Annotated in this window: 18 protein-coding genes and 1 pseudogene; 11 read left to right on the top strand and 8 right to left on the bottom strand. The window is 56.0% G+C overall.

The genetic code is table 11. From position 1 onward, the window contains the following. Positions 1 to 6: 6 nt before the first annotated feature. Positions 7 to 456, bottom strand: coding sequence for an acetyl-CoA carboxylase biotin carboxyl carrier protein (gene accB, locus SIB88_RS14985; protein ID WP_101247672.1), 450 nt, complete (start codon positions 454 to 456; stop codon positions 7 to 9). Positions 457 to 467: 11 nt separating this feature from the next. After that, entirely contained in the window at positions 468 to 854 is a 387-nt protein-coding gene (locus tag SIB88_RS14980) for a type II 3-dehydroquinate dehydratase (RefSeq protein WP_101247671.1), read from the bottom strand. A gap of 312 nt (positions 855 to 1,166) precedes the next feature. On the opposite strand from SIB88_RS14980, the pseudogene thiS reads away from it, so the two are divergent. Together thiS and SIB88_RS14970 are read left to right on the top strand one after the other, a co-directional pair. Then, a pseudogene (gene thiS, locus SIB88_RS14975) lies at positions 1,167 to 1,352 on the top strand (sulfur carrier protein ThiS); the annotation flags it as partial. Positions 1,353 to 1,379: 27 nt separating this feature from the next. Then, entirely contained in the window at positions 1,380 to 2,162 is a 783-nt protein-coding gene (locus tag SIB88_RS14970) for a bifunctional sulfur carrier protein/thiazole synthase protein (RefSeq protein WP_228196695.1), read from the top strand. A gap of 122 nt (positions 2,163 to 2,284) precedes the next feature. Here SIB88_RS14970 and SIB88_RS14965 read toward each other — a convergent pair whose 3' ends face one another. The 3 genes from SIB88_RS14965 to SIB88_RS14955 form a co-directional block, all read right to left on the bottom strand. Then, complete coding sequence (locus SIB88_RS14965; RefSeq protein WP_068518549.1) at positions 2,285 to 3,046, bottom strand: DsbA family protein; 762 nt, start codon at positions 3,044 to 3,046, stop codon at positions 2,285 to 2,287. A 75-nt stretch (positions 3,047 to 3,121) separates the two neighbouring features. Continuing rightward, positions 3,122 to 3,817, bottom strand: coding sequence for a hypothetical protein (locus SIB88_RS14960; RefSeq protein WP_412558391.1), 696 nt, complete (start codon positions 3,815 to 3,817; stop codon positions 3,122 to 3,124). A 26-nt stretch (positions 3,818 to 3,843) separates the two neighbouring features. Next, positions 3,844 to 5,199, bottom strand: coding sequence for a M48 family metalloprotease (locus SIB88_RS14955; protein ID WP_068518548.1), 1,356 nt, complete (start codon positions 5,197 to 5,199; stop codon positions 3,844 to 3,846). A gap of 148 nt (positions 5,200 to 5,347) precedes the next feature. Between SIB88_RS14955 and SIB88_RS14950 the strand changes: the two genes are divergently transcribed. Together SIB88_RS14950 and SIB88_RS14945 are read left to right on the top strand one after the other, a co-directional pair. After that, on the top strand, positions 5,348 to 6,574 hold the full coding sequence (locus tag SIB88_RS14950) for a gamma-glutamyltransferase (protein WP_231856709.1): 1,227 nt from the start codon (positions 5,348 to 5,350) through the stop codon (positions 6,572 to 6,574). A 69-nt stretch (positions 6,575 to 6,643) separates the two neighbouring features. Next, positions 6,644 to 7,795 (top strand): pyridoxal phosphate-dependent aminotransferase, encoded by a 1,152-nt coding sequence (locus tag SIB88_RS14945; RefSeq protein ID WP_412558390.1) that lies wholly within the window; start codon positions 6,644 to 6,646, stop codon positions 7,793 to 7,795. A gap of 70 nt (positions 7,796 to 7,865) precedes the next feature. On the opposite strand, the gene SIB88_RS14940 is transcribed toward SIB88_RS14945, so the two are convergent. After that, the gene (locus SIB88_RS14940) at positions 7,866 to 10,874 is read right to left on the bottom strand and encodes an Rne/Rng family ribonuclease (RefSeq protein ID WP_412558389.1); all 3,009 of its coding nucleotides are present in this window, start codon (positions 10,872 to 10,874) and stop codon (positions 7,866 to 7,868) included. A 742-nt stretch (positions 10,875 to 11,616) separates the two neighbouring features. Between SIB88_RS14940 and SIB88_RS14935 the strand changes: the two genes are divergently transcribed. From SIB88_RS14935 to SIB88_RS14905, 7 genes are all read left to right on the top strand, one after another. After that, positions 11,617 to 12,804 (top strand): N-acetylmuramoyl-L-alanine amidase, encoded by a 1,188-nt coding sequence (locus SIB88_RS14935; protein WP_412558388.1) that lies wholly within the window; start codon positions 11,617 to 11,619, stop codon positions 12,802 to 12,804. 289 nt (positions 12,805 to 13,093) lie between these two features. Further along, a complete protein-coding gene (locus SIB88_RS14930; RefSeq protein ID WP_068518544.1) occupies positions 13,094 to 15,517 on the top strand; it encodes a penicillin-binding protein 1A in 2,424 nt (807 codons plus the stop codon). Between the two features lie 196 nt (positions 15,518 to 15,713). Beyond that, positions 15,714 to 16,842 (top strand): peptide chain release factor 2 gene (gene prfB, locus SIB88_RS14925; protein ID WP_114113619.1). Its coding sequence is split into 2 segments (ribosomal slippage): positions 15,714 to 15,782 and positions 15,784 to 16,842, totalling 1,128 coding nucleotides; the frame shifts between segments, so codons are not numbered across the junction. 277 nt (positions 16,843 to 17,119) lie between these two features. Next, positions 17,120 to 17,374, top strand: coding sequence for a hypothetical protein (locus SIB88_RS14920; protein WP_068518541.1), 255 nt, complete (start codon positions 17,120 to 17,122; stop codon positions 17,372 to 17,374). A 117-nt stretch (positions 17,375 to 17,491) separates the two neighbouring features. Further along, complete coding sequence (locus SIB88_RS14915; protein WP_412558387.1) at positions 17,492 to 18,097, top strand: nucleoside deaminase; 606 nt, start codon at positions 17,492 to 17,494, stop codon at positions 18,095 to 18,097. Between the two features lie 73 nt (positions 18,098 to 18,170). Beyond that, positions 18,171 to 19,673, top strand: a complete 1,503-nt coding sequence (locus SIB88_RS14910) for a DNA-3-methyladenine glycosylase 2 family protein (RefSeq protein WP_412558386.1) — start codon at positions 18,171 to 18,173, stop codon at positions 19,671 to 19,673. Beyond that, entirely contained in the window at positions 19,670 to 20,197 is a 528-nt protein-coding gene (locus tag SIB88_RS14905) for a methylated-DNA--[protein]-cysteine S-methyltransferase (RefSeq protein ID WP_412558385.1), read from the top strand. The genes SIB88_RS14910 and SIB88_RS14905 overlap by 4 nt, the downstream gene beginning before the upstream one ends. A 59-nt stretch (positions 20,198 to 20,256) precedes the next feature. On the opposite strand, the gene adhP is transcribed toward SIB88_RS14905, so the two are convergent. Both adhP and SIB88_RS14895 read right to left on the bottom strand, forming a co-directional pair. Further along, complete coding sequence (gene adhP, locus SIB88_RS14900) at positions 20,257 to 21,279, bottom strand: alcohol dehydrogenase AdhP (protein WP_228196548.1); 1,023 nt, start codon at positions 21,277 to 21,279, stop codon at positions 20,257 to 20,259. Positions 21,280 to 21,416: 137 nt separating this feature from the next. Then, positions 21,417 to 22,241: a ferritin-like domain-containing protein gene (locus tag SIB88_RS14895; protein WP_412558384.1), complete on the bottom strand. Its 825-nt coding sequence runs from the start codon at positions 22,239 to 22,241 to the stop codon at positions 21,417 to 21,419. Between the last annotated feature and the right edge of the window lie 103 nt (positions 22,242 to 22,344).

The following is a 22,344-nucleotide window of genomic DNA, read 5'->3' as shown; positions in this document are numbered from 1 at the left end:
CCCGGCTTATTCAATAATGATCAGCGGTTCGTCATATTCGACCGGATGGCCGTCGGTCGCAAGAATCTGGGTCACTTTGCCCGATTTCGGCGCACGGATCGGGTTGAAGGTCTTCATTGCTTCGATCAGCATCAGGGTCTGACCTTCGGCAACGGTCGACCCGACCGAGATGAACGGAGCCGCACCCGGTTCCGGTGCAAAGTAAACAACACCGACCATCGGTGATTTCACTGCGCCCGGATGGGATGCCGCATCAGACGGCGCCGCAGCAGCGGCAGCAACCGGTGCCGGAGCCGCCGCAACCGGTGCAGCAGGGGCTGCTGCAACCATGGTGCCCTGGCGGGCAACACGAATGCGGTTGTCACCAGCGGCAACTTCAATTTCGGTCAGATTGGTGTCGTCCAGCAGCTCTGCGAGCTGGCGAATGGCGTCATTGTCGATGTTGAACTTGCTCATTTCGATATCTTTTATGATGGTGTGTGGATCAATCCGCGCATGGCATCCAGGGCGTGGTTATAACTCTGGTCGCCAAAGCCATAGATCATACCGTTTGCAGCGTTTGAGACGTTTGACAAAAGTCTTATGGCGTCCCGCTTTTGAATATTGGACAGATGGACCTCGATCATCGGCAAATCTGATGCCCCAATCGCATCGAGGATCGCAACCGATGTGTGCGTATATGCCCCAGCATCGCAAAGAATGCCAGAATCTTCTTGTCGGGTTTCCTGAAACCAGTCAACCAGTTCACCTTTGTTGTTGTCTTCATGGCAGATGGCCCGAAGGCAAACAGCCGTGTCATTGACTTCACATCGATCCTTGATCACGTGCAATGTCATCTTACCCCAGACATCCATTCAGGCGTTTCAAGGGCCGTTTTCCGACCATACGCCCAACTTTTGGTGCTGCGTTTATAACACGACCAAAGTCTGACGCAACGTTGCAATAAGCATCGGCAATGCAGCATTGCATCGCTGCTTTGTCATTATCGAACGCTGTTGCGATGACTTCCGGGGCTTCGGATGTCTGCATGGACAAAGCCGGGCTTTGTCCATAACTGGTCATAACCGGCTCTGCTCATCACAAGACAGCTTGCCTCGGGCAGGGCAGCTGCGCATACTGCGCGGCAATCATGAAGATTTTGATACCACAGGGATTGAACGAAAAAGATGCTTCTGACGATCAACGGTGAAGACCGGACTATCGAGAATGCCGCAAATGTAGAAGAACTGCTGGGCCAGTTGGGCATTGCCGCAACCAAGGTCGCGGTTGAGCGAAATCTCGAAATCGTGCCCAAGACAGCCTATGGGCAAACGGCACTTGCCGATGGTGACAAGCTTGAGATCGTCCATTTCATCGGTGGCGGTTCGGGCGAAGCTGATCTGGCGGCCGCTGATGATGACGGTTTTGTCGTTGCCGGTAAAAAATTCTCGTCGCGTTTGCTGGTCGGAACCGGCAAATACAAGGATTTCGAGGAAACCAAAATCGCGATCGAGGCATCCGGGGCAGAAATCGTCACTGTTGCTGTGCGTCGCGTCAATCTGACCGATCCCAACCAGCCGATGCTGGTCGATTATGTCGATCCGAAAAAATATACCTATCTGCCAAACACCGCGGGGTGCTTTACCGCCGATGATGCGGTGCGGACCCTGCGCCTTGCCCGCGAAGCCGGGGGCTGGAACCTGGTGAAACTTGAAGTATTGGGGGATCAGGCGACGCTTTATCCCAATATGCCCGAAACGCTCAAGGCGGCCGAAGCCCTGATCAAGGACGGCTTTGACGTCATGGTCTATTGCAGCGACGATCCCATTCAGGCCAAGATGCTCGAAGATATGGGATGCTGTGCCATCATGCCGCTGGGATCGTTGATCGGGTCGGGCATGGGGATCCTTAACCCCGTCAATATTGCCCTGATCAAGGAAAATGCCAATGTGCCGGTCCTGGTTGATGCCGGCGTCGGGACGGCATCCGATGCGGCCGTTGCCATGGAGCTTGGCTGTGACGGGGTTTTGATGAATACCGCGATTGCCGGGGCAAAGGACCCGATCCGCATGGCGCGCGCGATGAAGCATGCCATCATTGCCGGACGCGAATCCTTCCTGGCCGGTCGCATGCCCAAAAAGAAATATGCCGATCCGTCATCCCCGCTGGCCGGGATCATCTGATCTGCATGCCATTTGCGTAAAATAAAGGCCCGTTTCGATTTCGAAACGGGCCTTTGTCGTTTTGTTCGGACTGCGCAACGGTGTGACTGCAAATGTTGTCACAATGGCGCAGGGGCCAAAAATCAGGATGCTTCTTCAAGCCCGGTTTTCACCAGCGCATTGACGCGGTCCATATCCGCGCCCGATACCATGGTGCCATTGATGATAAAGGCAGGCGTTCCGCTGATGCCGACGGTGCGGGCCATTGCCGCATATTGGGCGATCATGCCGCCGATTTCGGGCGACTGCATATCTTCGCGCATTTTGGCAACATCGACACCGGCAGACGCGGCAAGCTCGTCAATGCGGGTGTCATCAAGAAGGCCACGGTTGGCCATGAAGGCTTCGTGGATTTCCATATATTTGCCCTGCTTGTCGGCGGCCAGTGCGGCGCGTGCGGCCGTGGCACTTTCTTCACGCAGGATCGGGAATTCAACAAAGATGGTCCTGACTTTGCCGTCATGTTCCTTGGCGATATCCATCACGCCATCAAAGGCACGCTTGCAGTAGCCGCAATGATAGTCAAAAAACTCGATCACAGTGACCGGGGCATCAACCGGACCCAAAGATGGAACCGAGCTGTCAGCCACCAGGGCATCCCAGACCGGGGTGATGGCTTCTGCCTGCTGACGGGCCTTTTCGGTGGCCTGCCAGACCTGAACATTCTGGATGGCGCGCAACAGCACATCCGGGTTTTTCAACAGATAGTCTTCAATCAGGCTTTCGACGGCGGCTTTTTGTCCATCGCTCAGCGTTTCATCGGCCTGCGCAAGCGAAGCACCAAACAGCATGGTCGTGGCAATCGCGCTGCAGCCAAGGAAGCGTTTTACAATCTTGGAATTCATCGGGTGTCCTTCTGTGACTGTGGCCGCTTATGGCCTGACGGTTAAGAGTTGGTTCTGTGATACGGGATCAGGCCGCTAACGGGAAAGTAAAATATGCGTTAGATAGGTGATCCCACTCACAGAAGGTTTATGGTCGCGACCCGGAACAATCCCGATCCAGACAAGGCGAACCTCGTCGCTTCTGGCTTCTGGCCAGTACCGGCGATAAAGGGTCGAAAGATCAAAATATTCGCGCTGCCATTCACCATATTGAACTGATGGCTGTCCAACGGGAATGCGGACAAGCTGGTCAATTGCCGGTTTGCCCGATCCAAGATCATTTTCCCGCCAGCTTCCCTGGCTTTGTCGGCGAAATCCGAGTTCCAGTTCCACATCGCCAATCTGGGCCGTGCTGTTGAATTGCCAGTCAAATGACAGATATGGCGAGGCCAGAACGATAACATTGGTCCGACGCCCGAATTCAAACGATCCAAGCCCCGGACGGGCAGCCAGCGCGATCTGGCCATCCTTGTCAGTCCATTGCAATGGTAGATCTGACGCTGACGTCGATGGCCGGCTCAAATCCTGGCTTGCGTAGGGTTTCTGATCAACGGTCCAGTAGCGCGGCGGATGATCAAGCGAAAAGGGCGCGTATAGAAGTTTCAGATCACCACCAACATCAACCCCGGCCCCCGGAAGGGCACAGGCCGTGATCTGGCTTGTTGCCATCACCAGTACCCAAACGCCCAAAAAGCGTTTGAGAACCGGAAATGTTTTGAAGATTGCGGACATTGGCGCGAAATGCGGCCAAGGCCCGATCACTTCGGTGCGTCCTTGCCGGGTTTTCCGTCCGGATTGGTAGCCTGCAAGATATCCTGTGCACGCAACCAGGCGGCCGACCCCTTGTCGAGTTTACGGTCGGCCTGAACGGCGTGATAGCTTGCCGCCTGGCGATCGCCGGTCAGAAGGCTGTATTCGGCCTGCGACAGCGATGCTTCACCTTCATTGCCAAGACGGTTTTCGACAATGGCGCGGAAACGCCATGCCGATGCATTGCCGCGTTCACGTGACAACACGCCCATCAGGTTGGTTTTGGCAGCTTCGAGATAGCTGTTATCGCCGGTTTCAATCATCGCATGCGCCAGCAACAGACGGATCAAAGGCGCACCGTTTGACAGTTCTGTTGATTTTTCAAGCGGGGCAATGGCTTCCTGCGCCTTGCCAAATTCCAGCAGAACCTGACCTTTAAGTTCTTCGAAATACGGGTTGTTCGGTTCAACCGCGATCAGGTTTTCGATGATCTCAAGGGCAGGGGCCAGTTCGGAATTCTGGTAATAGGCAATGGCACGTGCATATTGCCCGGCGACGCTGGTGTCGCTTTCGGGATAGGTGCGCAACGTATTTTGCTTTTGATTGGTAAAGGCATAAAGCTTGGCGCGCATCCGTGCATGACGTTCATACAGATCGTCACTGACCTTGGCGTCTTTCAGCGTTGAATTCGCAACATAGTTTTCGAGAAACTCGACACGTTCCGTGGTCAGCGGGTGGCTTCGCATATAGGGGTCCTGGCTTGCCGTACTCAGCAATTCCTGACCTTCAAGCGTTTCCATGAATTCCATCATGCCGCGCGCGGAAATACCCGCCGCCGTCAGATATTTGACACCGGCCTGATCAGCACTGCTTTCCTGGGTTCGCGAATATGCCAAAAAGTTTCGGGTGGCGATATTCTGTCCACCCAGAATCGCTGCGGTACCGACATCAGACCGGCCTGCGGCCACACCGGCAGCAACGCCCGCAATGGTCGAAAGGATTGAAATTGCCGATGCGTTGCGCAACTGATCATGTACCCGCGAAAGGTGCCCGCCGGTAATGTGACCGGTTTCGTGGGCCATCACCCCGATAACCTGTTCGGGAGTCTCTGCTTTTAACAACAGCCCAGTATTGATAAAAAGCTTTTGGCCACCGGCAACAAATGCGTTCAAGCTGTTGTCAGAAACGATATAAATGGACACACCATTCGGATCGAGCCCCGCCGCTTTGAAGATTGGCGTAGCATAGAGACGAAGGGTTTCCTCGATCTCGGTATCGCGGATAAAAGAACGACCCTGCGCCAAAACCGTGCTAGGCAGGGCAACAAGGAAAATGGCAGTGAGAGTAATAATGCGTCTGAGCAAAATGTGCGTTCCATGTTTTCGTTCGACTGATGTCGGTTCAATGCCGACGCGCAAGCCATCATGGCGGATCGCGTTCGCAATCGCAATGACTGCCGGTCTTGCTGCCTGCAGTAGTACTAATACAGAAAATCTTGGTCAAATAGGGGCAGTGACCGGATATTTCGGTGGTGTGGTCGCAGATGAGCCACGCGCCGTCCGGGTTGCACGGGATGTTCTGTCGGCTGGCGGGACGGCGGCGGATGCCTCTGTTGCGCTTTACGCAACCATGACCGTGACCAAACCGTCGGTCGCCGGGATCGGCGGTGGCGGGGTATGTGTCGTGCATGAACGCGAAGCCAAAAAAGTCGAAGTTCTTGATTTCTGGCCCCGTCCGGGCACGCGCACCAGTGCAGGCCAGACCGCAACGACGATCCCGGCCGTGCCGCGCGGTCTTTATGCGCTTAGTGCGCGTTTCGGGCGTTTGCAATGGGCGTCGCTTTTGAGTGCGGCGGAACAATATGCCCGCCTTGGCGTGCCGGTTTCACGGTCGCTGGTCAATGACATCGAAGCCAATCGCGACCGCATCGAAGCAAGCCCGGCCTTGCGCGAAACCTTTATGCCGAATGGTAAATTGCTCGAAGTTGGTGATCGCATCCGGTCTGTGAACCTTGCGGCCCTGCTGACGTCGCTTCGGGTCAAGGGGCCGGGGGATTTCTATAACGGGGCGCTTGGTGCCGATATTGCCGCGGCGGTCCAGAATGCCGGTGGTACGCTGACGGCTGATGATTTGCGTAACTATCGCCCGGAATGGAAATCGGCGACCGAGGTCAAACACGGTAACGAAATCCTGTATCTGGCCTATCCGCCACGTGCGGCGACGGCACCGGCGGTGATTTCAGGTGGCAGTGATGTGGCCGATATCCTTAATCGTTATCTTGCCGATATTGATGCCGGAAACATGGCCGGACAGCCGATGTCGGGTCGCAGCGGCTTTGTCGTTGTTGACCGCGCGGCCAATGCCGTGGCCTGCATGACCACCATGAACACGCCGTTTGGTGCCGGACTTGGTGCCGATGCCTTTGGCTTGAACCTTGCTGCCGGTGATGCGGCACAGGCGGCAACGCCGCTGATGGGGCCGGCTTTGATGGTGAACCCCTTTGTCTGGGAATATTATTACGGCATTGCCGGAACCGGGACGCCTGCCGGTGCAACCAAACAGATTGCCACCATGGCAGAAGACCTGATCGGTGCCGGTGCTGCATCGGGTGTTGCGCTGAATTCCAGTGGCACATCGTCGGTCAATGTCATTCGTTGTCTTGAAGGGGTGCCACCCCATCCCGAAAGCTGCCAGTTTGTTGCCGATCCCGCCGGCGGCGGTATGGCGGGCGTGCGCTAACCACACCATTTCCACAGGGCAGGGTCATCCTGCCCTGTGGCTTTTGATCAATATCCAGGACCCCACATAATGGCTTTGAAACAATCACAGCGCGGGGCAATTTCGCCCTTTATTGTTATGGATGTGATGCGTGCCGCCAATGCGCGCGAAACCGAAGGAAAAGCTGTTTACCATCTTGAAGTCGGCCAGCCCGGGACACCCGCACCACGCAAGGTACGCGAAGCAGCCGCCAGGGCACTTGATGCCGATCTGATCGGTTATACCAATGCGATGGGCATTGATCCCCTGCGCGAAGCCATCGCCGGGCATTACAAAACCAAATTCGGCGTGTCGGTTGATCCATCGCGTGTATGCGTTGCCAGCGGATCGTCATCAATCTTTGTTCTAGCCTTCCTTGCGGCGTTTGATGCCGGGGATCGGGTGGCGATGGCCGCGCCGGGCTATCCGGCCTATCACAACATCCTAAGCGCGCTTGGCATTGAAACAGTCAATCTGCCCGCAGGACCGGAAACCCATTATCAGCCGACCGTGCAGATGCTGCGTGATCTCGACGAGCCGATTGATGGTCTGATCGTTGCCAGCCCGTCCAATCCGGCTGGCAGCATGATTGATGTTGAAACCTATCGCGAACTGGCGGCCTATTGCCGCGAAAACGGCATTCGCCTGATCAGTGACGAGATCTATCAGGGCATTTCATTTGGCGATGTTGCCGAATGTACCGCCCTTGAATTCGGGGATGAGGCGATCATCATCAACAGCTTCTCGAAATACTTTTCCATGACCGGCTGGCGTCTGGGCTGGGCGATTGTGCCGCCGGACCTGATGCGGGCAGTCGAATGCTTGCAGCAGAACCTGTTTATTTCAGCCCCTGCATTGTCTCAGATCGCGGCTGTCGCGGCCTTTGATTGCGAAGACGAACTTCAGGCCAATATCGCGGCCTATGCGCGCAACCGTGAAATCCTGCTTGATGGTCTGCCCAAGGCCGGTTTCACCAAATTCGCCCCGGCGGATGGTGCGTTCTATCTTTATGCCGATGTGCGCGAACTGACCAAAGACAGCGAAGTATTCTGTCGCCAGATGCTCGAAGAAACCGGCGTCGCCACCACACCGGGCACCGATTTCGACCGGATGCGCGGCAAGGGCTATGTGCGCTTCTCGTTTGCGCACAGCGAAGTAACCATGATTGGTGCGGTCAAGGCGTTGCAGAACTGGAAACGTTAACCGCATAACGCCTGTAACGAAAAAGGGCTGCCTGATGGGCAGCCCTTTTTATTTGTCTGTAGCTAAGGTCTTAGCGACCAAGGCTCCACCAGCCGCGTTTTTTCGGCTTCGGCTTTTCGTCCTTGGCCGGTTCAGCCGCCGGGGCAGCTTCCGGGGCCGGGGCGGGCGCAGGAGCCGGTGCCTCGGTTTTGGCCGGTTCGACCGGTTTCGGTGCTGCCGGCTTTTCAGCCGGGGCTTCAACCTTTGGTGCCTCGGTTTTCGGGGCCGGTGCGGTTACTTCTGCCGGTGCGCTGGCCGTGGCCGCTGCGACGTCCGGTTTGCTTTCAGCAACCGCTTCGGGTGCCGGGCCGGTCTGGATCGGGATGTTTTTGACATCGCCGCGCTCGTTGCTACCTTCGCCACGTTCCGGACGGCTGTTGCGGTCACGACGGTTACGACGGTTGTCGTTACGATCGCGGCGCGGACGGGCCGGGGCCGGGGCGGTGGTGCTGCGGGTACGACCGGCGCGGACACCTTCCTGATCAAAGCTGTCAGCATCCTGACCTTCGCTTTCGGCGTCGATCACGGTGTTTTCTTCGGAACCGTCCGGTGCTTCGTGATCACGGTTGCGGCGTGCTGCCGTCAGGGCCGGATCATCATTGGGCGACCGGGTACGGTTACCGTCAAAGTCCTGACGACGCGACCGGCGACGACCCCCACGCTTGCCGCGACGGCGGCGTTTGCGGTTGCTGTCTTCGTCATCATCATCAGATCCGTTGCGATCCGAACCATCAGCATCTTCGGCCTCGCTATCTGCGGCGTCCTGCTGGTTTTCGGTGCGATCATCACGATCATCGTTACGACCACGACGGCGGCGACGGCGGCGGCGGCGTTTGCCACCCTGATCGTCATCGTCACCGCGGACGGTTTCTTCTTCTTCGTCGTCGGCTTCAACCGGGCTTTCAATCGCCGTCAGGGAAACACTGTCGGTATTGAGAACCGGTGCAGCTTCTTCCTGTTCGTCACCTTTTTTCGCACGGGTGCGTTCAATGCGGTGATCTGGCGAAATCAGGCTGTCATCGCCAAAGATCATGACGGTAAAGCCGTAACGCTGTTCGATTTCGGCCAGCGAATCACGTTTGCGGTTCAGGATATAAAGCGCAACTTCGCTTGCGACATGAACGGTAAGCGCACCGGACCGGCGACGCATGCCTTCTTCCTCGATCACGCGCAGCAGATGCAGAGCTGCACTTTCGATCGAACGGACAAGGCCGACACCACGACAATGCGAGCAAACCTCGAACGCGCTTTCAACAAGCGACGGACGCAGGCGCTGACGCGACATTTCAAGCAGACCAAACGGGCTGATACGGCCGATCTGAAGACGCGCACGGTCATTGCGCATGGCTTCTTTCAGCTTGCGCTCGACCGATGCCTGGTTGCGGTGGTCTTCCATGTCGATAAAGTCGACAACAATCAGACCGGCAAGGTCACGCAGGCGCAACTGGCGCGCCAGTTCTTCGGCTGCTTCAAGGTTGGTCTTGTAAGCGGTTTCTTCGATATTGCGTTCGCGGGTCGAACGGCCGGAGTTCACGTCAATCGCGACCAGTGCTTCGGTCGGGTTGATGACGATATAGCCACCGGATTTAAGCTGTACGACCGGATTGAGCATCGCATCAAGCTGGCTTTCCACCTGGAAACGGTGGAACAGCGGCACGCCCTGATCCTTATAGGGCTGCACACGCTTGGCATGCGACGGCATCAGCATTTTCATGAAGTCTTTGGCGACCCGGTAACCGTCGTCGCCTTCGACCAGAACTTCATCCACATCACGCGCATAAAGGTCGCGGATCGAACGTTTGATCAGATCGGCTTCTTCGTAGATCAGGCAAGGTGCCTGGCTCTGAAGGGTGGTTTCGCGAATACGATCCCACAGGCGCATCAGATAATCGAAGTCGCGCTTGATCTCGGCCTTGGTCCGTTCGGCACCGGCGGTACGAACGATCACGGCCATGCCGTCCGGAATCTCCAGCTCGGCCAGAATCGATTTCAGACGTTTGCGGTCCTTGGCGTTGGTGATCTTGCGCGAGATGCCGCCACCACGCGGGGTGTTGGGCATCAGAACGCAATAACGGCCAGCCAGCGACAGGAAGGTCGACAGGGCAGCACCCTTGTTGCCGCGCTCTTCCTTGACGACCTGAACCAGAATGATCTGGCGGCGTTTGATGACTTCCTGAATTTTGTAGCGTTTCTGAAGCTGACGGCTGTGCGACTCAACGAATTCGTCGGTGTCGTCACCGCCAAGATCTTCGATCTCTTCTTCTTCGGTGCCGGCATCAGCAGACGGTGCGTCTTCTTCGTTGTCGTCACCGTCGGCGTCGACATCAACGCTCAGTTCTGCGACGTCCGCCGACATGGCAGCATTGCCACCCGACGGGGAATTGTCGTCATCAGAACCGCCATCGGCGTCTGCATTGGCATCACCCGATGCTGCTTCGTCAGAAGACGCATCGCTTGCCTGTGCGTCGGCATCGTCGGATTTTTTGCGACGGTTGCGCGTGCGACGGCGGCGCGGCTTGGTTTCTTCTTCATCAGAAGAAACCAAGCCCTCAGATGCGCCATCCGTCGGATTGGCTGCATCGGCATCAACCACGGTTTCCCCATCAGTCGCATCTGATTCTGATGCGTCCTGGGTTTCGTCCTTGTCCTTTGCGCGCGGTTTGCGGCGCGAACGCGAACGGGTCGATTTCTTTTCTTTTTTCGGGCTGTCGTCGGTTTCGCCAATATTGTCTTCGACAATTTCGGCGTCCTTGACCTGTGCGCCACCCTGGCTCAGGGCTTCGCGGTCGGCAACCGGGATCTGGTAATAGTCGGAATGGATTTCACTGAAGGCAAGAAAACCGTGGCGGTTTCCGCCATAGTCAACAAAGGCCGCCTGCAACGACGGTTCTACTCGCGTCACTTTGGCGAGATAGATGTTACCCTTGATCTGTTTTTTGGTCGATGTCTCGACGTCGTATTCTTCTAGGCGATTTCCATTAATAACAACGACGCGGCTTTCTTCCGCGTGCGTTGCATCGATAAGCATGCGTTTAACCATTCGGAACCTGTTCCTGGAGGCCCCGCCAGTTCAATGCTACGCGCATTGCTGCGCTGATATGCAAACAAACCGGCGTGACCGGAGGCGCCGTCCAATAGGGTCGCGATATGTCCTGTATGTCTCTGGTTCATCGCGTGTCGGCTGCTCTTCCGGTTCGGACCTGGTTTTGATGTTGAAACAAAAATAGGTTGCGTATTTTCGAGCGCGCCAAGGCAGCCTTTTTCAGGAGGGCTCTATCGGGAGCGGGAATTGCCGCGTCACCGAGACACCGACCGTAAGAACTGGTCTAGTCGCGTCCTCAGCCTGGTGGCGTTTAAGTTTCATACCACAAAGCATAGGAATCTCGGGTGCAACATATCCGGTTTATTCGCCTGCGACAAACAGTTTTGTTGCATCATATGACGACTTTCTGACAGTGATCCGTCAAAAGGCGAAGAATTCCGCGCAGTTTCGCCTTTGGCGATTAAATGCGGGCAAATCCATGAAAACGCGATGTTTTTGCCCGGTTGGCGATTTAACGGGATGGGACAAAGGCGGCAAAACGCGTCTTTGGAACTTCTTGCTTTGGTCAATTGCCCGTTAACCAACGCATTGCTATAAGCGACTATCTCACCTTTGGCAGGGTAACCAGGCACAAGCACGACAGATGAATTCACCGCATGCAAACACATATTCCCATGTGCGATCTGCTTCGTTGTCTTCGGGTTTTCAAAAACTCGCAAGACTTGCGATCGCATTGTTTTTGCTGCTGTTTTCAGTCCAGCTTGTAACATCGACTGCCAATGCACAGGCGGCAAAGGTTCTGGGGGCGCGTCTGGGCGTTTATCCGGATTATACCCGCTTTGTCATCGATCTTGATCGCGATGTCGAATTTACCTATTTCCTGCTGCCCGATCCCTATCGCATCATCATTGACATGCCCGAAATCGATTGGAGCGCCCCGCCCGGCAAGGTGACATCGGGGGGCGGGCTTATTTCGGGATTGCGCTATGGCCTGTTCAAACCCGGTACGTTCCGTGTCGTTCTTGATGTTGCCGAACCGTCACTGGTGTCCAAAATTTTCGCATTGCCGTCATCAGGCGGCAAACCCAACCGTTTGGTTGTCGATCTGAAACCGGCAAAACGCGACGCCTTCCTGACCGCGTCACGCGAAAGCATGGAAGCCTATTCCGCACGCAGCCGCAATGATACCAGCGCTACAGAACAAAGTGTGGATGTGGCGGTCAAATCCGGTCGTGGTGGCGATGAAAAGCCGCTTATTGCGATTGATGCCGGTCATGGCGGTGTTGATCCGGGCGCAATCGGGGTTGGCAATGTCTATGAAAAGGACCTGACAGTGGCCGCGGCCCGGCAGCTTGCCGATACCCTGACGGCATCGGGGCGCTATCGCGTGCTGTTGACACGTGACAAGGATGTCTTCCTGAAACTGCGCCAGCGCGTTGAAATCGCCCGCAAAAACGGTGCCGATCTGTTCATATCACTGCATGCGGATTCAATTGCCAATCCCAAACATCGCGGTGGCTCGGTTTATACTCTGTCTGAAAACGCATCGGACAAAGAAGCCGCCGCCCTGGCGTCAAAGGAAAACAAGGCCGACGTGATTGCCGGTATTGATCTTTCCGATGAAAATTCGCTGGTGCAAAGCATCCTGATCGATCTGGCCCAGCGCGAAACCATGAACCTGTCGGCAACGCTTGCCGCCAACATGGTCAGCCAGCTGTCCAAAAGCATCGAACTGCAACGCAGAACACACCGCTTTGCCGGATTTGCCGTTCTGAAGGCGCCTGACATCCCGTCGGCCCTATTTGAAATGGGTTATCTGTCCAATGCGACCGATGCCAAGCTGCTGCAAAGCCCGGCCCATCGCAAAAAGATTGCCGAGGCCGTCTTGCGGGCAATTGATATCTATTTCGAAAAGCACAAATTCTAGCAGCGATGTTCACGGGAACTGCATTCCCTGAACGCTTCCGGTCTGCTCCGTTTGCCGGCATCGACATTTTTTAAGCGGGCAGATGGTCAGTCATATGCAGGTTTTGCTAAACTAAAAGTTCCCTTAAGTGAGAGCTGTCACAACCTCGTCACTTTTTTGCCGCTATAATAGTGGTTAGTGCGGGGATCGCCCTGCGGGAAACGGTTATCCGTTGGGACATTGCATTTCTGATGATTGTGCATGAATATGCGCAACCTCAGGCCAACAAAACGAAAAAAGACCTGCTTATATGCGCATTTTACTTAGTATTTTCGGCTTTCTGTTTCTGATGGGGATCGCAGGCGGCGCCGGCGTTCTGGCGATTTTCTGGCATTTTGGTCAGGACCTGCCCGATTACACCCAGCTTGAAGATTACGAGCCGGAGGTCATGACACGTGTTCATGCATCTGACGGTGCGCTGATTGCAGAATATGCACGCGAAAAACGTGTCTTTGTGCCGATCACCGCCATCCCGCACAAGGTGATTGATGCCTTTGTCGCGGCCGAGGACAAGAACTTCTTCTCCCATCCCGGGATTGATTTCGCGTCTGTTTTGCGTGCCGCGGTTACCAACGTTGTCAATATCGGCACCGGTCGTCGCCCGGTTGGCGCATCGACCATCACCCAGCAGGTCGCCAAGAACTTTCTTCTGACCAACGAAGTGTCCTATGAACGCAAGATCAAGGAAGCGATCCTGTCTTTCCGTATCGAACGGGCATTTTCCAAGGAACATATCCTTGAGCTGTATCTGAACGAGATTTATCTGGGCAGCGGGGCGTATGGTGTTGCGGCGGCGTCGCTGCGCTATTTCGACAAGTCGCTTGATGAGCTTAATATCGAAGAAGCAGCCTATCTTGCTGCCTTGCCAAAGGCGCCTTCGAATTACCATCCGGTCCGCAACCATGACGAGGCAAAGGCACGTCGTAACTGGGTCATCGGCCGGATGCTTGAAGAAAAATACATCACAGAGGCCGAAGCACAGGCCGCATGGTCTGCGCCGCTTGAAGGAAAATCCCGTGAATCGGTGGATACCTATCAGGCTGATTTCTTTGCCGAGGAAGTCCGTCGCCAGCTTGTTGATCGTTACGGCGAAGGCATGCTCTATGACGGTGGTCTTTCGGTGCGATCGACCGTTGATCCGCGCTTGCAAAGTGTTGCCGACAAGGCCCTGTTTGACGGGCTCGTTGCCTATGACCGTCGTCATGGCTGGCGCGGGCCGATCACCCAGATCGATCTGAATGACAATTGGCAGCAGAAATTGCGCGAAGTCGAAACCCCGGGCGATATTCCCTGGGATGTCGCGGTTGTGCTTGGCACCGATGCCAATGAGGCGACCCTTGGCCTTAAATCGGGCGAGCAGGGCCGCATTCCGTTGCGCTTCCTGACATGGGCACGGCCCTGGCAAAAAGGTCAGACTTTGGGCCCGGTGGTCAATCGTCCGTCTGATGTTCTCAAGCCCGGTGATGTTGTTTACGTCAAACATTTCGCTGAACTTGATGGCGAAAAACTGCCGCCAAACACCTATGGCCTGCGCCAGATCCCCAATGCCAACGGGGGCCTGGTGGCGATGGACCCGCATACCGGTCGCGTTCTTGCAATGTCGGGCGGCTTTTCGCACGATCTGTCGAAATTCAACCGCGCAACCCAGGCCCGTCGTCAGCCGGGCTCGGCCTTCAAGCCGTTTGTCTATCTTGCCGCCCTTGATCAGGGCTTTACCCCTTCGACCCTGGTGCTTGATGCGCCTTTCGTGATCGATCAGGGGCCGGGACTTGGCAAGTGGAAACCGGGTAACTATAGCGGCAATTTCTATGGTCCTTCGACCATGCGTCTGGGGATTGAAAAGTCGCGTAACCTGATGACCGTGCGTCTTGCCCAGACCATCGGGATGCCGATTGTTGCCGATTATGCCGAACGGTTCGGTATTGTCGATGATCTGCCCGAAGTTCTGTCCATGTCGCTTGGTGCGGCGGAAACGACTGTGATGCGCCTGACCGCGGCCTATGCCGAACTGGTCAATGGTGGCAAGAAAATTACACCGACCCTGATTGACCGTATTCAGGACCGTCGGGGCAATGTGATCTATCGCCGGGACGAACGCGATTGCGCCCAGTGCCAGGACGTTGCCTTCCGCAATCAGATGCCGCCTGATCTTCCCGATACCCGTGAACAGCTGACCGACCCGGCAAGCGCGTTCCAGATGGTCCATATCATGGAAGGCGTGGTGTCGCGTGGCACGGGCCGCACGATTGCCGAACTTGGTTATCCGCTGGCTGGTAAAACCGGCACGACCAACGATTCACGCGATGCGTGGTTTGTCGGGTTCTCGCCTGACCTTGCGGTCGGTGTTTATGTCGGCTTTGATGACAACCGTTCCCTTGGTGACAAGGAACAGGGTGCCAGTGCCGCAGCCCCGATCTGGAAGGAATTCATGCGCGGTGCCCTCGAAGGCACCAAAGCCATTCCGTTCCGTACCCCGCCGGGCATTCGCATGGTCCGCGTCGAAGCCCGTACCGGCATTCCGGCCCGTCCGGGTGATCAGGACGTGATCTGGGAAGCTTTCAAACCCGGGACCATTCCGGCATCGAATGACAATGTCATTGATGGCGGCTACAGCGGTGTTGGCGGTTCTGACAGTGGCAATGGCGCGGTTTCAGGACCGGGCGGCATTTACTGACGGATTTGCTGACCGGTCGATCTGGCCTGAATGAAGACATCTAAAATCCGGCAGGGAAATCTTGCCGGGTTTTTGCATGGTTGCAGGGGTTTCAACCGCGGCAAAAACTGCTATAAGCTGCGCCGAGTTTGCCGCAGCCGGTTTGTCCAAACCGGTCTGGGGCCCAACAAATTTCTGATGAATAACGGAGACATCAATGCGCGCCGAAGCACAGGCATTGGTCGATGAAATCAAGCAGTCGATGGCACTGCTGAGGAGGCATCTTTGACTGGGATAACGCTCTTAGACGCCTCGACGAACTGAACGCACTGGCCGAAGACCCGACCCTTTGGGACAACGCCGCCAATGCGCAGAAAGTCATGCGTGAACGTACCCAGCTTGATGATGCCATCAATGGCTATAAAAAGCTCGCCCAGGAGCTCGAAGACAATATAGAACTGATCGAGCTTGGCGAAGCCGAAGGCGATGCCGAAACGGTTGCCGAGGCCGAGGAAGGTCTGCGTGCCATTCGTGAAATCGCATCCCAGCGTGAACTCGAAAGCCTGCTTTCGGGTGAGGCAGACGCCAATGACGCCTATCTTGAAATCCATGCCGGTGCCGGTGGTACCGAGGCACAGGATTGGGCATCGATGATGGCGCGCATGTATTACCGGTGGGCAGAGTCCAAGGGCTACAAGCTTGAGATGCTCGAAGAAAGCGCGGGCGAGGAAGCCGGCATCAAATCGGTGACGTACAAGATCACCGGTCACAATGCCTATGGCTGGCTCAAGAACGAAGTGGGCGTGCATCGTCTGGTGCGTATTTCGCCCTATGACAGTTCGGCACGCCGCCATACCAGCTTCTCGTCGGTCTGGGTCTATCCGGTGATTGATGACGATATCAATATCGAAATCCTCGATAAGGATCTTCGTGTTGATACCTATCGCGCATCGGGTGCCGGTGGTCAGCACGTTAACCGTACCGATTCTGCGGTTCGTATTACCCATATTCCGACCGGTATTGTCGCACAGTGCCAGAACGACCGTTCTCAGCACAAAAACCGCGACACCGCGATGAAGATGCTCAAAGCCCGTCTTTATGAGGCAGAGCTGCAAAAACGCGAAGCCGAAGCACAGGCCGTCGAAGACAGCAAAACCGATATCGGTTGGGGCCATCAGATCCGCTCCTATGTTCTTCAGCCCTATCAGATGATCAAGGACCTGCGCACAGGTACCGAAACATCCGATACGCAGGGCGTTCTGAACGGCGATCTTGATGCCTTTATGGCAGCCGCCCTTGCCGCCAAGGTTACCGGTTCGGCTGGCGAGATCGAAGATATCGATTGATCGGTTGCCCTTAACCGGTTGAAATTACAAAACACCCCGCCAATTTCCCGGCGGGGTGTTTTGATTCGGACCCCAAGTCGCTGCAATCGGGCAGGGTGCCAGGCGGCGGAAAAAGGCGGTTTGCCCCCAAAAATCCAATTTCTGTCACAGAATTGCCGAATAGCTTTGCCATGGTGTGGCCAAGCGAGACCTGCCGCCTATAAACAAAATTCCAGACATCGACTGGTCACTGGCAGGCTTGCTCAGAGCAAACATCTATTGTCAGGTGAAGTCCCAAATGGCCCAACAGTCCCTTGGTCCGGTCGCAGTCGGCGACCAGTTCAAACTTGCTACTCCCAACGGTCCGGTTTTCGAGGTTGTCAAAATTCGTGAAATGAAACCGGTGGATCATGCCCTGATCACCAAGGTACGTGACACGAAATCCCCGACATTGATCGCGGTCACAACCCTTTTGAACCGTGATTTTTATGTTCCTGTTCCCCCTGAACGTCGCCAGGTCCCCGATAATGACGGGATCTTGCGTGGCATCTGATTGTCATGTGGGGCGCATCACTGTTTTGCGCCCGGAGTGCTTAAAAACAGTTGGCATGGCGGTCCTGAACCGGTGAAATGGTTGAAACAACACGCCAGTTCATCAGGGACCGCCAACATGTCAGACATCACCCCGGATCAGCACATTCTCGACAAGCTGTTTTCTGTTCTGGAAAACGACATTCTGCCCAAGACCCGGATGGGGGTTGCTGATGGCAACAAGCTTTTCGGGGCGGCGATCCTGCGCAAGGCCGATTTGGCGCTGGTGATTGCCGAAACCAACAATGAAACCGAAAACCCGCTATGGCATGGCGAGGTGCATTGTCTTAAACGGTTCTATGAAATCCCCGCAGATCAGCGCCCGGCGACTTCGGATCTGATTTTCCTGTCGACCCACGAACCCTGTTCGATGTGTTTGTCCGCCATCACCTGGGCGGGTTTTGACAATTTTTATTATTTCTTTTCTTACGAAGATTCCCGCGATGCCTTTGCCATTCCCCATGATCTGAAAATCATGCAGGAAGTCTTCACCCTGAAGGACGGCGAATACAACAAATCGAATGCCTTTTGGGAAAGCCATTCGATCATGGGCATGATTGCCGATCTTCCTGAAAATCAGCGGGCGGATTATATCGCCCGGGCCAAGGCGCTTTCCCATGAATATGACCGCTTGTCTGCCCAGTATCAGAATGGCAAATCCGACAATGACATCCCGTTGAACTGACGGTATCGGGGGATTTGACGTCTGAGTCCGAATCTGGCGAGTTTTGATTGCCGGTTCTGATACACTGCCGGGCATGGAACAGCTCAATAACGATATATGCTATCAGGCACTCAAAACCCGTGATCGCCGGTTTGACGGACGGTTTTATACCGCGGTTCTGACCACCGGGATTTTTTGTCGCCCGATCTGCCCCGCGGTCACGCCAAAGCGTGCCAATGTGGAATTCTATCCCAGTGCCGAGGCCGCAATTGCCCACGGGTTCCGTCCGTGCCTGCGATGCCGGCCCGAAGCAGCGCCGGGAAGTCCGGCCAGTGCCGGTGTCCACGCGACGGTGGCCCGTGCCGTGCGCCTGATTGATCAGGGCGTGCTTGAAACTGGATCGATTGCCGATCTGGCCGACCGGCTTGGGGTCGGGGACCGGCATTTGCGCCGGATATTCAAGGAACATACCGGTGTAACGCCACAGGAACATGCCAAGGCCAGACGCCTTTTGCGGGCGCGCCAGCTGATTGTTGATAGCAACCTGACCATGATTGAAATTGCTGATATTGCCGGATATGGCAGTTTGCGGCGGTTCAATGATGCCATGAAGCAGGCCTATGGACAGGCCCCGACGGCCTTTCGCCGGGGGATCAAACTTAAATCATCGCAGGCCCGTTCCGATGACAGGGGCGATGATGATCCGTTTGCGCCGCGCAATGACGATCTGATTTTGCGATTGCGTGCCCGTCAGCCGTTTGATGCCGAATATCTTCTGGCATTCTTCCGGGCCCGCGCCATTCCGGGGCTGGAAGCCGTCCGGGACCGCATCTATGCGCGTGGCTTCGCCATGGGCGATCAGGTCGGACTTATGATCTGTCATTTCAGTCCGGATCAAAGCGGGGTGGATGTGATCTTGCGGGGGCCGGCCCGCGAAGCGGTGCTTGAAATCGGCGCGCGGGTCAGGCGCCTGTTCGATCTGGACGCTGATGTGCCATCAATCACGGCACAGTTTGCCGAAGACATGCTGCTTGCCCCCCTGATTGAAAAGCGCCCGGGGCTGCGCGTTCCGGGATGCTGGGACCGCTTTGAACTGGCCATGCGGGCCGTTCTTGGTCAACAGGTCTCGGTTGCCGCGGCGCGCACCTTGGCGGGCCGTCTTGTCGCACGGTTCGGTGCCGAATTGCCGGGCGATCTTGTTGCCGGAACCGGAGTGACGCATCTGTTTCCCGATGCGCCACAGCTTGTCGGTCAGGAACTGATTTCCATCGGACTTACCACCCGTCGTGCGCAAACACTGGCCGATGTCATTGAACTGTTTGCGGATCGCGCATCCGATCAGAAATCGGGCGAAACCCTGATTGCCGATTTAACGGGGATAAAGGGGATCGGCCCCTGGACGCTTAATTATTTCGGGCTGCGCGGGCTTGGCGATCCGGATGCCTTTCCGGCGGCTGATCTTGGCATCCTTAAGGCATCGGCGATGGGCGGCGGACCGGACAAGGCCAAGGCGCTTGATGCCCTGTCTGAAAGCTGGCGCCCCTGGCGGGCCTATGCCGCGCAATATCTGTGGTCGGCACTCGAAGGAGAAGGATGATGACAACGACAATCTATGTAACCCGCTATGCCAGTCCGATTGGCCAATTGTCCCTGGCGACCGTTGACGGCAAGCTTGTGCATCTGGACTTCGAAAACAATGATGACCGTCTGAAAACCATCCAGACCCGGCGGTTCAAAAAACTCGACTGGGTCGAAGATCGCACTGCCACCCCAAAATTGGTGATCGACTGGCTTGATGCCTATTTCAATGGTGATGTGGTGCGGCTTCCGGTTGATGCCATCAACATGATCGGTACGGATTTTCAGAAATCGGTCTGGGATGCCCTGATCACGATCCCAAGTGGCAAAAGCATATCCTATCGCGGGTTGGCCGATCAGCTTGGCAATGCCAAGGCCGTGCGCGCGGTGGCACGCGCCAATGCGCTGAACCCGGTGTCGATCATTGTGCCATGTCATCGCGTGATCGGATCAAACGGCACGCTTACCGGCTATGCCGGGGGGCTTGATCGCAAGAAATGGCTGCTTGATCACGAGGCCGCCATGCTGGCGCGTGCCGCGTGACATTGAAAACAAAAGGCTGCCAGATGGCAGCCTTTTGCATCTTGGGATATGAAGATTGATCAGATCGACATCACGATACGGCCATCAATCTTGCCATCGCGCATGCGGTCAAAGATCGAATTGATGTTTTCCATCGGCTCGGTCGTAAAGTGCGAATGCACCTTGCCGTCGCCTGCAAATTCCAGCGCTTCCTGAAGGTCGGCACGGGTGCCGACGATCGAACCGCGAATGGTTTTGCGCGACAGAACCGTATCAAAGATATCAAGTTCGAACGTTCCCGGCGGAAGACCAACCAGCGACATGGTGCCACCACGACCCAGCATGCCGACACCCTGTTTGAAGGCGGCGCGTGAAACTGCGGTCACCAGAACACCGTTGGCACCGCCCATCTGTTTCTGGACTTCCGATACCACATCGATCTCGGATGCATTCAGGGTCCAATCCGCACCAAGATCACGGGCGAGTTTCAGTTTGTCATCGGCAATATCCACGGCAATGACTTTCATGCCCATGGCCTTGGCATATTGCACGGCCATGTGACCAAGCCCGCCAATCCCGGAAATCACAACCGTTTCACCGGGTTTGCATTCGGTTTCCTTCAACCCCTTATAGACGGTTACACCGGCACACAGAACCGGGGCAGCATTGCCAAATTCAAGCGGTTTGGGCAGATGCCCGACATAATTCGGATCAGCCAGAACATATTCCGCAAAGCCGCCATTGACCGAATAACCGGTATTAAGCTGCTCGCCACACAGGGTTTCCCACCCGGTAATGCAGTGATGGCAATGTCCGCAGGCCGAATGCAGCCACGGCACGCCAACCCGATCACCTTCCTTGACGGACGTAACCCCTTCGCCAACTTCGGCAACAATGCCGACACCTTCATGGCCGGGGATAAAGGGCGGATTGGGCTTGACCGGCCAGTCACCCTCGGCGGCATGAAGATCGGTGTGACAGACACCCGATGCTTCGATTTTCACAAGGATTTTTCCCGGCGTGACTTTCGGAACGGTCACTTCTTCGATGGAAAGCGGTTTGCCGAACGCGCGAACGACGGCGGCCTTCATAGTGCGTGGCATGGTCGTGCCTCCTGACGGAATGGAATATGTGCCGCACCGGTGCGGCTGTCTCATTCTCGGAAAAAGGCTAAACCTGATTGCTTATGCACGCTTTGCGCTGGGTCAAATTTTAAAAATCCCAGTTCGCGACATCGGGCCTAAAGATCGTCTGCCTCGCCCGGCAGTTCCAGAACATAGTCCTGATAATAATCCGGCGGCATACCGGCCTCGTAACGGGCTTCGTCATTGAATGGCGGTTTGAGAGGCCCGCGGAAATGCTTGCGCAGCATGTCATGCCAGGTGGTGTAATAGGGCAGGCCACGCTGGTCGCAGACATATTCATAATATTTGCGCCCCGCAGCCACATGGGCAATTTCATCATGGGCGATGATTTTAAGGATACGGGCACTTTCCGTATCCCCATGTGCCAAAAGACGTTCAAGGGTGGGCGGCGTGGCGTCAAGCCCGCGTGCCTCAAACACCATCGGCACCACGGCCAGACGTGGCAAAATGTCATAGGCCGTATCCATCGATGTTTGCCACAGGCCGTCATGGGCGGGCAAATCACCATAGGTCGCGCCCATTTCGCCAAGGCGCTTGTTGATCATTTTGAAATGTCGGGCCTCGTCATCGGCGACCTGTACCCAGGCATCGTGGAAGTCCCGCGGCATGTCAGCTTCGGGAAAGCGCACGCAAAGATCCCAGGCCAGGTCGATGGCATTAAGCTCGATATGGGCCAGCGCATGCAAAAGCCCGATGCGGCCCTGGACACTGCCTTTTTTGCGCTTGGGCATTTTGTTTGGCGCCAGAAGTTCCGGCTTGGCCGGGCGACCGGGACGATCGGGCAGGTCGGTTGCCCCGACCTCGGTAATCTCGCCATTGCGCCACATCGCGGCGAGTTCGGCCGTAACATCGGCTTTTTCGGTCGCATCTTCGGTCAAAAGCGCACGTTTGGCTGCTTCGGCGAGGGTAAGCTTGGTCATGACGGCCCGGTTTTCAGAATGATTTTCAGATCGGCTTTGTCTGCCATCTGCCGGGGATATGGTCAATGGCCAAACAAAAGGGCGGCCTGCAAATTTGCGCGCC

Source organism: Thalassospira sp. MIT121401, assembly GCF_047125595.1.
GTDB classification, from domain to species: domain Bacteria; phylum Pseudomonadota; class Alphaproteobacteria; order Rhodospirillales; family Thalassospiraceae; genus Thalassospira; species Thalassospira povalilytica.
This window is presented reverse-complemented; position numbering and strand designations above follow the sequence as displayed.

Bases quoted from the DNA above. Each gene is read 5' to 3' on its own strand.
- SIB88_RS14895 (WP_412558384.1), bottom strand. From the start codon at position 22,241: ATGACCAAGCTTACCCTCGCCGAAGCAGCCAAACGTGCGCTTTTGACC.
- SIB88_RS14920 (WP_068518541.1), top strand. From the start codon at position 17,120: ATGGCCCAACAGTCCCTTGGTCCGGTCGCAGTCGGCGACCAGTTCAAA.
- SIB88_RS14965 (WP_068518549.1), bottom strand. From the start codon at position 3,046: ATGAATTCCAAGATTGTAAAACGCTTCCTTGGCTGCAGCGCGATTGCC.
- SIB88_RS14980 (WP_101247671.1), bottom strand. From the start codon at position 854: ATGGATGTCTGGGGTAAGATGACATTGCACGTGATCAAGGATCGATGT.
- adhP (WP_228196548.1), bottom strand. From the start codon at position 21,279: ATGCCACGCACTATGAAGGCCGCCGTCGTTCGCGCGTTCGGCAAACCG.
- SIB88_RS14905 (WP_412558385.1), top strand. From the start codon at position 19,670: ATGATGACAACGACAATCTATGTAACCCGCTATGCCAGTCCGATTGGC.
- SIB88_RS14910 (WP_412558386.1), top strand. From the start codon at position 18,171: ATGGAACAGCTCAATAACGATATATGCTATCAGGCACTCAAAACCCGT.
- SIB88_RS14930 (WP_068518544.1), top strand. From the start codon at position 13,094: ATGCGCATTTTACTTAGTATTTTCGGCTTTCTGTTTCTGATGGGGATC.
- SIB88_RS14940 (WP_412558389.1), bottom strand. From the start codon at position 10,874: ATGGTTAAACGCATGCTTATCGATGCAACGCACGCGGAAGAAAGCCGC.
- SIB88_RS14915 (WP_412558387.1), top strand. From the start codon at position 17,492: ATGTCAGACATCACCCCGGATCAGCACATTCTCGACAAGCTGTTTTCT.
- SIB88_RS14960 (WP_412558391.1), bottom strand. From the start codon at position 3,817: ATGTCCGCAATCTTCAAAACATTTCCGGTTCTCAAACGCTTTTTGGGC.
- accB (WP_101247672.1), bottom strand. From the start codon at position 456: ATGAGCAAGTTCAACATCGACAATGACGCCATTCGCCAGCTCGCAGAG.
- SIB88_RS14945 (WP_412558390.1), top strand. From the start codon at position 6,644: ATGGCTTTGAAACAATCACAGCGCGGGGCAATTTCGCCCTTTATTGTT.